Here is a 12,943-nt window from a genome sequence, read left to right on the forward strand (position 1 = left end):
ACCGAAGGCCAGCCCAGCCGCTGCAACAGTGCAGCCCCCCTCAGCCACAGGCAGGTTTTATGGACACGATTGACACCTCCCTCGCGGAACACCTCCGCCGTCAAACACGCACCGCCCACGAAGATGTGGATCAGACGATCATGGCCGCACGGCCGTTTGACACGCTTGAAAACTGTGCCGGGTATCTGCGGGTACAGCATGGGCTGTTCAGTGCGGTGGCACCCCTTTATGCGCGCGCCGATCTGGTTGCGGTCATTGCGGATCTGGCAGAGCGCAACCGGCTGGAGGCACTGCGCTGCGACCTTGGCGATCTGGGGGAAACACCGCCGTTGGAACCCGCCAGTCATCTGCTGCATCATCAGGATGGCGCCTATGTTCTGGGCTGGCTCTATGTGGTGGAAGGCTCAAATCTGGGCGCTGCGATCCTGCTGAAACATGCGCGCGGGCTGGGACTGGATGAAAGCCACGGCGCCCGCCATCTGGCTGCCCCGCCCGAAGGCCGTGCCGCCTATTGGCGCAGTTTCCGCGCCGGGCTGGATGCGATTGACCTGGGGCAGGCGACAGATCCCCTGATGGAGGCACGGCGCAATGTTGTGGCCGGGGCCAATGCGGCCTTTGGCTGTGTGCGTCAGCTGTTGCGCGAACGGCTATAGGCTGGTCGTGGCGGGCAACTGTACCCATTCCGGCGGCATCCGGGGCGGGTTATTTGCTGTCCGGATTGCGTGACGCAGCGCAATCATCTGATGCGCGCAACCACCGCATTGAAATTTCCGATCTGGCGGGATAGAAGGCCTCATCTAGCCCCTTAGCATCTGTGCTCACCAGATGCTGGATAGCCAGACTTCCATACATCCATAGCGATCGGCGTCTCTGCTTTTGCGGAGGACCGTGCGACTGCCTGCATGCGAGCTATATCTGTTTATGACCAATATCACCGGCCTTTATGATCCCTTGCAAGAACACAGCGCCTGCGGCGTTGGCTTCCTCACCCGCAAGGACAGCAAGCAAACCCACACCCTGCTGCAAAAGGGTCACGAAGCCCTCTGCGCCGTGCCCCACCGTGGTGGCATGTCCTCCGAAGGGGTTGGGGACGGCGCTGGCATATCGGTCGATCTGTCGCTGACGTTTTTCAGCAAACTTGTTGGGCAGGACCTGCAGGCTGGTGCCTTTGGCGTCGGCAACTTCTTCATGCCCGCCGACAGCGCGCAGCATGAGGCAGCGGCGGCTCTGGTTGCTCAGGCGCTGGAGGCCGAAGGGCTGGACATTCTGCTGACCCGTGAAGTTGAGGTCGACAATGAAGCCATCGGCCCGCGCGCGGTCAAATGGCAGCTGCCGATCCGCCAGTGGATCTTTGCGGCGCCTGATGGTCTGCGTGGGGCAGATCTGGATGCGGCCATTCACCGGGCGCTGCTGGCGATTGAGGCCGTGGCCTACACCGATCCGGCGCTTGACGGGCTTTATCCGCTGTCGCTTTCGGCGCGCACTCAGGTCTTTAAGGGCCGTCTGAATTCCTGGGAAATCATCCCCTACTTCAAGGATCTGTCGGATCCGGATCACGCGGTCCACACGATGTATTTCCACACCCGTTTCTCCACCAACACGGATCCGCACCCGTCGATGGCGCAGCCGTTCCGTCTGATGGCGCATAATGGCGAGTTGAACACCGATAAGAAAAACCGCCTGAGCGAAGCGGCGATTGCATTGGCACGGTCCAAGGCGATTGTGCGCCCCAAAGGTCAGTCGGACAGCTGCCGTCTGGATCAGACGCTGAACGCGCGGGTGTTTGACGAAGGTCTGGATCTGGTCACCGCCGTTGTGGCGATGATGCCGCCGGCCTGGGAAAACGATGCCCGTGTCAGCCCTGATGTGCGCGCGATGCTCGAGTTCTTCTCACTCTCCGAAGAGAAAAACGATGGTCCCGCCGCCTTGGTCTTTGGCGATGGCAACATCATCGGCGCCCGGCTGGACCGGCTGGGGCTGCGGCCCTTGCGGTCGGTGGAAACCGATGAATATCTTGCTGTGATGTCAGAGGCCGGTCAGTTCTACCTGCCGCCCGAAGAGGTGATCCGCCGTGGTCGCGTAGAAGCGGGCGGGATGATCTATTACAACCACGCTGAAGGTCGGATTTATGAAACCGATGAGGCGCTCAGCTTGCTGGCTGCGCAGGCGGATTACCCGACCCTGCTGCAGGCCGCCCGTGTCAATGTGGACGATCTGCCGGATGCGGAAAAAGATCCCAAAGTGGCGGCGCGCCGCTATGAGGGCGATCTGGACCGTGATGCCCGCTACGTGGCCTATACGCTGAACCAGGAAAGCTTCAAATTCCTGATGGATCCGATGCTGCAAACCGGCGTCGAGAAGGTCTCGGCGATGGGTTATGGCAATGCGATCAACGCGCTGTCGGACAACGAAGGTGGGGTTGCGAAATACTTCAGCCAGCGCTTCGCGCAGGTGACCAACCCACCGCTTGATTCCATTCGCGAAGCTGACGGTATGACCCTGCGTGTGGCGCTGGGGGAGAAACCGCATCTGGGCCAGGCCCGTTCGCGCCAGATCGTGATCAACTCACCGGTTCTGCGCATGGCTGACATGCTGAAAATCAAGGCGCAGGATCTGACCCCCTGGGCCAAGTTCGATATGCTCTATACGCCGGTTTATGGCGATCCCGCGGGCAATGAGGCCGCGCTGGAACAGGCGATTGATGCCGCCGCCGAAGAGGTTGTGGCGTTTGCCCGCGCCCGCGGTGGCATTGCGATCATCACTGATCGCCACATTGCCCGCGACCGTGCCGCCATGCCGATGACCTTGGCGATTTCGGCGATCAACCAGCGCCTGATCGAAGAGGGCCTGCGCTTCAAGGTTTCGCTGGTGGTTGAAAGCGGCCAGATCGCCTCCTCGCACCACATTGCCTGCGCTTTGGGCTTTGGCGCCGCAGCGGTCTATCCGTTGGGTGTACGTCTGCGCGCCGAAGAGCTGTTTGGCGAAGGCGAAGAGGCCACCAAAGCCTTCTTCAAGTTCCAGAAAGCCTCGGAAAAGGCGCTGATGAAGACCATGGGCAAAGTGGGCCTGTGTACCGTCGAAAGCTATTCCGGCGGCGAGTTCTTTGAGCCGAACTTCCTTGACACCAATGACCGGGTCTTTGCCAAATACCTGCCCAACATGAAAACGCCCGTGGGCGGTGTGCAGTTCAACACCATTGCCCAGTCGGTTGTTGATTGGCATGAGCGGGCGCTGACCGTCGAAGGCCCCGGCGATGTGCCGATGCTGGGTCTGTTCAAGGAACGCTCCGAAGGGGCTGGCCACAGCTATGGCACCACAGCGGTGCGCGGCTTTGTGGATCTGACCGAAGAGCCGATCAGCTTTGCCGAAGGTGAGGGGGAAAATGATCCCTTCCGCCTGATGACCCTGCGCCAGATGGACGATGCCTTTGGCATTTCCGAAGACGGCTATGTGAACACCAGCTTTGACAAGCTGAGCGCGGCGCAGATCGATGCCTTCAAGGTCACCCCCGGCTACCGTGACTTCAGCCGCAACATGGCAGAGGAACGTCACAAGCGCCCGGCGGCGCTGCGCGATGTGCTGGCCTTCCCGGCAGACATCACCTTCCTTGAGAATGTGGCAGACATCAAACGTGAGATGATGCTGTTTAACCGCAAGGGGAACCGCGATTTTGTCATCCGTGGGCTGGAAGTGACCAACCTGGGTGAAGATCGCTACGCCCTGCGTCTGACCGGCCCGAAAGCGCGTGACATTGGTCGACTGGACGCCCTGCGCCAGACGCTGGTGGATCGCTTTGGCACCGACGTTGTGTCTCACAAGGTTTCCGGCGGTGCGCTGGAGGTCAGCGTCACAGGCTGGGCGTTGGACTATGTTTCACGGATCCGTCCGGCCCCGGCAAAGATCGCGTTGGACGCGGTGCAGCCTGCATCGGAAATCACACCGCGGCTGGCGTCCGGCGCAATGTCGCACGGCGCGCTGGTGGCCACCGCGCATGAGGCCGTGGCCCATGGCACCAATATGGTTGGTGGCATGTCCAACTCGGGCGAGGGTGGTGAACACATCAGTCGCTATGGCACCATCCGGGCGTCCAAGATTAAACAGTTTGCCTCGGGCCGGTTTGGCGTATGGGCGGGCTATCTGGCCGAACCCAACCTGGAAGAAATCGAAATCAAGATCGGTCAGGGCGCCAAGCCCGGTGAGGGCGGTCAGCTGCCCGCGCCCAAGGTGACGGTGGAAATCGCGGCTGCCCGTGGCGGCACACCGGGGGTCGAGCTGATCTCACCACCGCCGCATCATGACACCTATTCGATCGAAGACCTGGGTCAGCTGATCCATGATGCCAAAGCCGCACGTGTTCGGGTGATCGTCAAACTGGTCTCTTCCGAAGGGATCGGCACCATTGCGGTGGGCGTCGCCAAAGCGGGCGCCGATGTGATCAACGTGGCTGGCAGCACCGGTGGCACCGGCGCGGCCTCGGTCACCTCTCTGAAATACACCGGTCGCGCGGCTGAGATTGGCATCGCCGAGGTGCATCAGGCGCTCTGTGCCAACGGGATCCGCCAAAAGGTGGCACTGCGCTGTTCGGGCGCGATGCAGACCGGATCGGATGTGGTGAAGGCGGCGCTGCTGGGCGGCGACAGTTTTGAGTTCGGCACCACAGCGCTGATGATGCTGAAATGCGTCATGGCCAAGAACTGCAACGTGAAATGCCCGGCGGGTCTGACCACAAACCCCGAAGTGTTTGACGGCGATCCGCGGGCGTTGGCGCAGTATCTGCTGAACATCGCCCATGAAACCCGTGAAATTCTGGCCGAACTGGGCCTGACATCGCTGGAAGAGGCGCGCGGTCGCGGCGATCTGCTGCATCTGCTGGATCACCCGGCCTCGGTCGGGCAGCTGAACCTGCGCGATATGCTGGCCCATGTGCCGGAAAACCCGATCGAAGACCCGGTCTATCTGGAACGGGACTTTGCCGTCGATGACAAACTGCTGGGGCAGGTGCAGGCACGCCTGATCGCGGCGGGGGAAACCCAGATTGAGCTGCGTCCCAATGAACCGCTGAACAACCGAAACAAATCGGTGGGTGGTCAGCTGGCCATCGATATGGAGCGGATGCTGAACCATGAGCTGGACCAGCTGCCGCCTGCGGCCCATGAGGATCAGCGCGGTCGCCGCTTCCTTGATCCCCGCAGTCTGCGGGTGGTGACCCAGGGCTCTGCCGGGCAGAGCTTCGGCGCCTTCTGTAACGATGGCATGGTGATGGATCACACCGGCACCTGTAACGACGGTGTGGGCAAAGGCGCCTGTGGTGGTGAAATCATCGTGCGCTCCCCCGGTGGCGGATCGGCAAAGGAAAACGTGCTGATCGGCAACTTCGCCCTGTTCGGCGCAACCGGCGGCCGGGTCTTTGTTGAGGGGCAGGCGGGGGACCGTTTTGCCGTCCGCAACTCGGGCGCAACGGCGGTTGTCGAAGGTGTGGGTGATTTCTGCGCCGAATATATGACCAACGGCGCCATCTTGAACCTTGGGGGCTTCTCCAAGGGCTATGGCAACGGGATGTCCGGGGGCTTTGCCTACCAATATGACCCCGAAGGCCGCCTGCCCGAAATGCTCAGCCGTGACTCGGTCTTTATGGGCACCTTGGCGGATGGTTCGGCAGAGGCTGATATTCACCGCGATGCAGTGCATCAGTTGCTGAACTGGCATGTTGAAGCAACCGGATCTGCCAAGGCGCGCGACCTTCTGTCGGATTGGGAACAGGTGCAGGCGCAGATGGCCTGGGTGATGCCCAAGGCCTTGCTGCAGTATCAGGACGCCGACGCGATCCTCAAAGCCAAATCGCGCAAGGATCTGGTGGAGGAACTGTCGACAGCCCTGGCCGCGCATCAGGTTGAGGCGCTGAAACGCGCGTGGAAACATGGCCGCCCGGTACATCGTGGTGCCACCCCCGCCTATGGCGAGATGGACACTGAGGAAATGTTCCGCCTGCTCAACAGCTACACCGTGCTGGAAATGGCCCAGGTGCTGGCCACCAAACGTGCCGGCAAAACCGCCGATCAGACCGCCCGTGACAAGGCAGCGCGCAATCTGATCCTGACCGAAGATTTCGGTCTGATGGTGGCGCTGTCGAAACACGCCAAACAGGCAGTTGCGGATTATGATGACGCAGGTCTGGCCACCTTGGTTGCCAACAAACGCCTCAGCGATTTCAAACGGGCCCTGTCGATGCGCAATATCCTCAGCATGGACAGCCCCGGCACCTATGCCTGGATCCTGCATCAGGACCGCAAGAACCGGAACGCGCTGGGCACGATCCCCAGCTTTGACGAATTGTTTGCCCAGAATGCGCTGCCTGACCTCTTGGCGCGCACGGCCGCGGAGTAACAGATGAAACTACCCTATATCCCCGAAGATGCCCCGTTTTCCGGTGACCAACGCGCCTGGCTTGGCGGTTTTCTGGCCGGTCTGCATTCCCGCGCTGTGATGGGCGGGGCCACCGCCGTTTCCGCGGCTGAGGCCCCGGTGCAGGCCAAGCCGATCGACATCCTGTTTGGCACCCAGACCGGTAACGCCGAAGAGGTGGCCAATGAAGCCGCCGATCTTGCCCGCAGCAAAGGCTTTGCCCCCCGTGTGGCAGATCTGGACGCGGTTGAGATGGATCAGCTGGCGGCGATGGAAAACCTGATCGTGGTCATCTCGACCTATGGTGAGGGGGAAATGCCCGACAATGCCGAATTGTTCTGGGATGCGCTTTCGGCCACCACCGCGCCACGGCTGGAAAACCTGAACTACGGCGTTCTGGCACTGGGCGACACCGGCTATGAACACTTCTGTCAGGCCGGCAAGCTGATTGACACCCGCCTGGAACAATTGGGCGCCAAACGTCTGGCGGACCGGGTGGATTGCGATATCGACTTTGAAGAACCGGCCACTGCCTGGCTGGCGGCAGCAATGCCCGAGGCTGGCACCGCAAACGCAGATGCCGCCCCCGCTGCTGAAGCCCCCAAAAAGGCCGAAAAGTCGGGTTATTCCCGCAAGAACCCCTATGTGTCGACAATGCTCGACAACCACATCCAGTCGGGGGCTGGGTCGGCCAAGGAAATCCGCCACATCTCCTTTGATCTGGCGGACAGTGGCATGACCTATGAGGCCGGGGATGCGCTGGGTGTGATGCCTGTCAACGCACCGGATTTGGTCGAGGCCGTCATCACCCGCCTTGGCGCTACGCCCGAAACGGCCATTGTCGGGCAGGACAAACCTTTGGGGGAACTGCTCAGCACCGGGCTTGAAATCATGACGCCCTCGCGCGATCTGATCCGCGCGCTAGAGCCACAGGCGAAAGATGATGAGTTCAGCCATGTTGTCAGCAACGGCGACAAGGAAGCGTTGGAAGCTTTCCTCTGGGGCAAAGACACGCTGGACCTGCTGAACCTCAACCCCGATCTGGCGCTGGACGCGGCGGAGTTTGTCAGCTGGCTGAAACCGCTGCAGCATCGCGCCTATTCGATTTCATCCAGCCCCAAGGCCCACCCCGGTGAGGTGCATCTGACCGTGGCTGCCGTGCGTTGGGCCTATAACCACCGTCAGCACAAAGGGGTCTGTTCGACCTTCCTGGCCGATCACGTGCCAGCGGGTGCCGAGGCGGGTATCTTCATGTCCCCGAACAAAAGCTTCCGCGTGCCGCAGGACGACAGTGTTCCGATGATCATGGTGGGGCCGGGCACCGGTGTGGCGCCGTTCCGCGCCTTCCTGGAAGAACGCCGCGAACGGGGTGCCGCAGGCGCCAACTGGCTGTTCTTTGGCGATCAGCACCGCGCCAGCGATTTCATCTACGAAGATGAGATCAGCGCGATGAGTGCCTCGGGGTTGCTGACCCGGTTGGATCTGGCCTTCTCGCGCGATCAGGTCGAGAAGATCTATGTTCAGAACCGGATGGTTGAGAACGGCAAAGACCTCTTTGCCATGTTGGAAGAAGGCGGGCACTTCTACGTCTGCGGCGATGCCACCCGCATGGCCAAGGACGTGGATGCGGCACTGCATCAGATTATCGAAACCCAGGGCGGCATGACGCCCGAGGCGGCAACGGAATACTTTAACCGCCTGAAACGTGAAAAGCGTTACGTGCGGGACATCTACTAAGAGACCCACATGACCGACAGCTGTCGTTCTACCTGTTGTTGCTGCGCACGCTGTGCGCAGCTGCCACAAACGCTCCAGGCGCTGGAGCAGACAACCCAAGTGACCCATCTGGGCCACGATCTGGAAACGCTGGCCCTTTTGGGCACGCAGTTTGACACAGCGCTGATCACTACCCGCAACGCGGGCGCTTTGATGTCGGGGCAGGGGGGTTATGCGCCCCTGCAGACCGCGGCGATGCCGTTTCGCGCCAGTCGCCGCCGTGTCAGTATCCGGGTTGCGCCAAACACTGCGCTGAACATAGCGCGCAGCAGTGCAGATCAGGGCGCGCGCGTGCCCGGTGCACTGGTTGCAGCAACGCCGGATGGGCAGCTGTGCCACCGGATCCAATACCTGAGCGATTATGACATTCAGGTCGCCCAATCGCTTGAGCCGCAGGACTTCCCCCCGGCGCCTGCCCCAGTGCCGGCCAATAGTGCGCCGGAAACACCTGCCTATAGCGGAAATGTCGTCGGCCTTGGCGCGGTGCGGCAGGCGCGCGACTGCTGGCAGCGGGCCGATGCCGGACAGCACGTCAACGATTTGCTGGTGGCAAATGGTCAACAGCGCGCGGCAACCCTGCCTTATGTCGGTGACGCGCGGGCCTGGCAGATCGTGCCGCAGGTGATTGAAAGTTTCCTCAGCTATCTGACGGATCGGCAACGGCCGTTCCTGCGGGTGGTGCCCAGTGGCGGCATCGCACAGATAGATGGTGGCAGCTTGGATCGGTTGAACCGGTTGGACAGCGTTTTGGTGGCCAATTCAGGCGCCTCGAGTTTTTCGCTGGACCTGTCGGTCCTGGCCTCGGTTTGGGTGATCGCTTCGGGCCGCCATTGGCAGCTGGAACTTTACGATGAGGATCAGAGGTGCCTTGCCGCAATCCTGCCGGACCCTTGGGCGCAGGAAAACCAGTGGGCTGATTTGCTGGCCTCATTGCCGCGGCGGCGTTGAGGCCAGCAGTCCATCGCCGTCCCGAGGGGTGGTAACGGCAATCTTGCAAATTCTATTGGATCAGGAACGCATGCGCTTGGGGTCTGTCGCGGCAGCGGGGGCAAAGCGCACCACGTTTTCCGGCAGCTCCGCACTGTCCTCAATGGTGTGGTCCGGGCCTGCCGATTTGCTGGGATAGCGCAGCTCTGCCTCAATAGCGTCACGCAGTTTCGGGTTCAGGCCAACACCAAAGTTCTGTGCCACTTGATCAGCGGCAAACAGGGATTTCAGCTGGTCGCTCATGTCGCGGTCCTTTGTGCGTTCGATAGACCTGGCGACAAGCGGGGTGTGGGAGGATGGCGCTATCTGACAGAAATTATCAGGAAAGGCAACCGCCAAGATTTACCCCTTGCGTATAGGCCGGACCACTGCGAATTTCCCCAAGTTTTATTGGCGCAATGTGTCCCGCCTCAGGCGCTAAATCATAGCACGCCTAGTCCAATTCCTGCACGCCCCCGCCGGACACCGTCAGCACCTGCCCGCTGACCCAAGATGCCGCGGGGGAGCAGAGAAACAGCGCGGCCTTGGCGATATCTTCCGGTTCCCCCAGACGGCGGATGGGCGTGTTGCGCAGCATCCGTTCCTCAATCTCCGGCGTCAGGACCGAGGCCAGCGCCGTAGTGCGGATCGCCCCCGGCGCAATTGCGTTGACCCGGATCCCCTGCGGCCCCAGATCAAAGGCCACATTGCGGGTCAGATGGCTGACCGCCGCCTTGGACGAACCGTAGGACGCCATGCGCTGGTTTTTGTTTTCTGCCGACATCGAGGAAATGTTCAACACCGCGCCTTCACCGCTTTTGCCCAGATGCGGGGCGGCCATCTGCAACATGCGGAAGGTTGAAAAGACGTTGATCTCATAGGCCCAGCGGAAATCTTCCATCGGCATGTCAAAGGGTTTCGGCCCGCCGCCGCCCGCATTGTTGACCAGAATGTCCAAGCCACCAAATTGGTTGACCGCGGCCTCGATGGTGCGGGCAACATCGGCTTCTTGTGTGACGTTACAGGCGATATCGAGGGCTTTGCCCCCGGCTTCGGTGATGGCATTTGCCACCGCCTCTGCCGTCTCGGCCTTCAGGTCGCTGACCACAACGGCGGCTCCTGCGCTGGCAAAGACCTCGGCGATGCCGCGTCCAATGCCGGCCCCTGCGCCGGTCACCAGCGCCACCTTACCCTCCAGTCGGAATGAATTTTTGTCAAACATGTCTGTCCCCTCGGAATTGGATCAATCAATTAGGACTTCACAGCAAGCTGCACGCTGCTGGTCTGGGGCAGACGACATAAGGAAATGCAAAGCATCAGGCCGGCCCTACCGGTCCAACCTAATGCGTTTTTGTCAGCCGCCCATGATTGGGCAGCACATGCGGCCTAGGCCTCAGCAGCACTCATGCGGCGTTCCAACCAGCGCACACCGGCCGAAACGATCAGGATCAGCACCAGATATTCCAGCACCAGAATGGTGTAGATCTCCAGCGGTCGGTATTCCGAGACCACCAGCTCATTGGCTTTCCGGGTCAATTCCTGCATCCCGATGACGGAGACGAGCGAGGACATTTTCAGCATATAGACCAGCTGGTTGCCCAAAGCCGGCAGAATGCGGCGGATCGCCTGTGGCAGGATCACATAGCGCATCGTGTCGCGGTAGCTGAGGGAAATGGACTGCGCCGCCTCATATTGGCCTTTGCCGATCGACTGAATACCGGCGCGAAAAATCTCAGCCTGAAAGGCGCTGTCAGACATGGCCAGCGCCAAAACACCCGCCCAGAACACATTCAGGGTGATGCCGCTCAGCTGCGGCAGACCGTAGTAAACCCAGAGGATCAGCACCAGAATGGGCACTGCGCGCACAATCTCCACATAGGTGCGGTTAAAGGCACGCCAGCCGCGTTTGCTGGACAGGCCGGGCAGGGCCACCAGCAGGCCAAGTGTGATCGAAATCAGGATCGCCGTCAGCGACATGATGATGGTGTTATAGGCCCCACTCATCAGGAATTTCAGGTTGGTGAGGCCGTTTGGCGTGGTGGGATCCACGACATACCAGCCCCAGTTGTCGGAACATCCAGACAACAGCATCAACAGGGGCGCGAGGATAAGAAAACGTTTCATCAGGGCGCCTCAGTGGTTCAGGATCTGTTCAAGGAAGGTGGCACAGCGCTGCGACTTGGGCGCGGTGAAGAACTGGTCCGGCGTGCCGATCTCCACAATCTCGCCCTTGTCCATGAAGACCATTTTATCGGCCACACGGCGGGCAAAGCCCATCTCATGGGTCACCACAATCATCGTCATGCCGCTTTGTGCCAGTTCCACCATGACCTCCAGCACCTCGGCGATCATTTCAGGGTCCAGGGCTGAGGTCGGCTCATCAAACAGCAGAATGCGTGGCTCCATGCAGAGCGAGCGTGCGATCGCAACCCGTTGTTGCTGCCCGCCGGACAAATGGCGGGGAAACTTTGCGGCCTGATCGGGGATCTGCACCCGTTCCAGATAGGTCATCGCGCGGGCTTTGGCGTCTTCTTCGCTCAGCCCCAGCACGCGGCGCGGGCCAAGGGTCAGGTTTTCCAACACCGTCAGATGCGGGAACAGATTGAACTGCTGAAACACCATGCCAACGCTGCCGCGGATCTTTTCCAGGCTGTCTTTGCTATCACTCAGCGTCACGCCATCTACGATGATTTCACCGGCCTCATGGCTTTCCAGCCGGTTGATGCAGCGGATCAGGGTGGATTTGCCGGACCCCGAGGGCCCGCAGACCACAACCCGCTCCCCCTGCGCCACATCCAGTGAGACATCTTTCAACGCCTGAAAATCATCGAAGTGTTTCGACACGTTTCGCATCGAGATCACGGCTGGGGGGGCACTGCGTGCATCCGTCATATCTGTTCGTCTTCTTCTCTGTCACCGCACGGGTTTGTGATTTTTTCACAGAAGCTTACCCGTCGCACTTTCCATGTCATTCTGGCAACCTAGCTATGATCAACAGGTTGAAAAGGGAATGACATGAAGTTCTTCAAAATTGCTGCCGCCACTGCGGTATTGGCTTTCTCCGCGGTGCAGGCGACTGCTGGATCCGCGTTGAGTGATATTCTGAGCTCTGGCGTGCTGAAAGTGGGCACAACAGGCGACTGGAACCCTATGACAATGCGCAATGTCGCCACAAACTCTTATGAGGGGTATGACATTGATGTGATGACCGAACTGGCCGCCGATCTGGGGGTTGAGGTGGAATTTGTGCCGACCGATTGGAAAACCTTGGTCGCAGGCGTGACCTCGGGCCAGTACCACATCACCGGGTCGGCGTCGGTTTCGCCGTCGCGGGCCAAAACCGCCGGCTATTCGAACAGCTACTTCTCGCTGGCCACGGTGCCGCTGACGCTGAAGAAAAACGAAGGTCGTTTCAACGACTGGGAAGATCTGAACACCGCTGATGTGTCGGTCGCCGCAACGCTGGGCACCACCCAGGAGGCACAGGTGAAACAGTATTTCCCCGATGCCACCCACCGCATCGTTGAAGCGCCCGCGCGCGACTTCCAAGAGGTGCTGGCCGGCCGTGCCGATGCCAACATCACCTCAAACGTCGAAGCAAACAAACTGGTGGCCAAATACGATCAGCTGATGATCGTACCCGTCAGCGCCGGCCGCTCGCCGACGCCGATTGCGATGCTGCTGCCCCAGGACGATCAGGTCTGGATCAACTACGTCAACACCTGGATCGCGCTGAAACAGGAGCGCGGCTTCTTTGATGAGTTGGGCAAGAAGTGGCAGCTGCTGGCTGAGTAACTAC

General features: G+C 60.6%; 9 protein-coding genes. 5 read left to right on the plus strand and 4 right to left on the minus strand.

Annotation, left to right across the window (positions count from 1 at the left end):
* The first annotated feature begins 59 nt into the window (after positions 1-59).
* The 4 genes from ACORLH_RS04670 (at position 60) to ACORLH_RS04685 (ending at position 9,126) form a co-directional block, all read left to right on the plus strand.
* On the plus strand, positions 60-653 hold the full coding sequence (locus ACORLH_RS04670; RefSeq protein WP_321831433.1) for a biliverdin-producing heme oxygenase: 594 nt from the start codon (positions 60-62) through the stop codon (positions 651-653).
* Between the two features lie 268 nt (positions 654-921).
* Complete coding sequence (locus tag ACORLH_RS04675; RefSeq protein WP_321831434.1) at positions 922-6,384, plus strand: glutamate synthase-related protein; 5,463 nt, start codon at positions 922-924, stop codon at positions 6,382-6,384.
* Positions 6,385-6,387: 3 nt separating this feature from the next.
* A complete protein-coding gene (locus ACORLH_RS04680) occupies positions 6,388-8,139 on the plus strand; it encodes a sulfite reductase subunit alpha (protein WP_321831435.1) in 1,752 nt (583 codons plus the stop codon).
* A gap of 9 nt (positions 8,140-8,148) precedes the next feature.
* Entirely contained in the window at positions 8,149-9,126 is a 978-nt protein-coding gene (locus ACORLH_RS04685) for a hypothetical protein (protein ID WP_321831436.1), read from the plus strand.
* Positions 9,127-9,186: 60 nt separating this feature from the next.
* On the opposite strand, the gene ACORLH_RS04690 is transcribed toward ACORLH_RS04685, so the two are convergent.
* The 4 genes from ACORLH_RS04690 to ACORLH_RS04705 all read right to left on the minus strand — a co-directional run bounded on the left by ACORLH_RS04690 (position 9,187) and on the right by ACORLH_RS04705 (position 12,036).
* Entirely contained in the window at positions 9,187-9,408 is a 222-nt protein-coding gene (locus ACORLH_RS04690; RefSeq protein ID WP_321831437.1) for a hypothetical protein, read from the minus strand.
* A gap of 190 nt (positions 9,409-9,598) precedes the next feature.
* Positions 9,599-10,366, minus strand: a complete 768-nt coding sequence (gene hdhA, locus ACORLH_RS04695) for a 7-alpha-hydroxysteroid dehydrogenase (RefSeq protein WP_321831438.1) — start codon at positions 10,364-10,366, stop codon at positions 9,599-9,601.
* Positions 10,367-10,530: 164 nt separating this feature from the next.
* Positions 10,531-11,268 (minus strand): amino acid ABC transporter permease, encoded by a 738-nt coding sequence (locus ACORLH_RS04700; RefSeq protein ID WP_321831439.1) that lies wholly within the window; start codon positions 11,266-11,268, stop codon positions 10,531-10,533.
* 9 nt (positions 11,269-11,277) lie between these two features.
* Complete coding sequence (locus ACORLH_RS04705; RefSeq protein WP_321831440.1) at positions 11,278-12,036, minus strand: amino acid ABC transporter ATP-binding protein; 759 nt, start codon at positions 12,034-12,036, stop codon at positions 11,278-11,280.
* A gap of 123 nt (positions 12,037-12,159) precedes the next feature.
* On the opposite strand from ACORLH_RS04705, the gene ACORLH_RS04710 reads away from it, so the two are divergent.
* Positions 12,160-12,939, plus strand: a complete 780-nt coding sequence (locus ACORLH_RS04710; RefSeq protein ID WP_321831442.1) for a transporter substrate-binding domain-containing protein — start codon at positions 12,160-12,162, stop codon at positions 12,937-12,939.
* The last annotated feature ends 4 nt before the right edge of the window (positions 12,940-12,943 follow it).

Source organism: Thalassovita sp., from assembly GCF_963691685.1.
Classification (GTDB): Bacteria; Pseudomonadota; Alphaproteobacteria; order Rhodobacterales; family Rhodobacteraceae; genus Thalassobius.